The organism is Chryseobacterium sp. SIMBA_029 (assembly GCF_046535275.1).
In the GTDB taxonomy this organism is placed as follows: Bacteria; Bacteroidota; Bacteroidia; order Flavobacteriales; family Weeksellaceae; genus Chryseobacterium.
The window spans coordinates 1-253 of sequence record NZ_JAWRXA010000607.1; the positions used below are offsets into that span (position 1 = coordinate 1).

The following is a 253-nucleotide window of genomic DNA, read 5'->3' on the forward strand; positions in this document are numbered from 1 at the left end:
GCAACAGCCCTCCCCTTTCGCGAAGTCCCTGCTGTTCGGCTACGTTGCGCAGTTCCTTTACGAAGGCGACTCCCCGCTCGCAGAACGCCGGGCAGCCGCCCTCGCCCTGGACTCGACCCTCCTCAACGAACTCTTGGGCCGCGTGGAGCTCCGGGAACTGCTCGACGCCGCCGTCATCGATTCCACCGAGCGGGAGTTGCAACGGCTTGCCCCGGACCGCAAGGTCCGCGGAATGGAAGGAGTCGCGGACCTG

Annotated in this window: 1 protein-coding gene; it reads left to right on the top strand. The window is 66.8% G+C overall.

Annotation, left to right across the window (positions count from 1 at the left end):
- Positions 1-253: hypothetical protein (locus SB679_RS25415; protein WP_410705124.1), on the top strand; the 253-nt coding region annotated here is incomplete at both ends.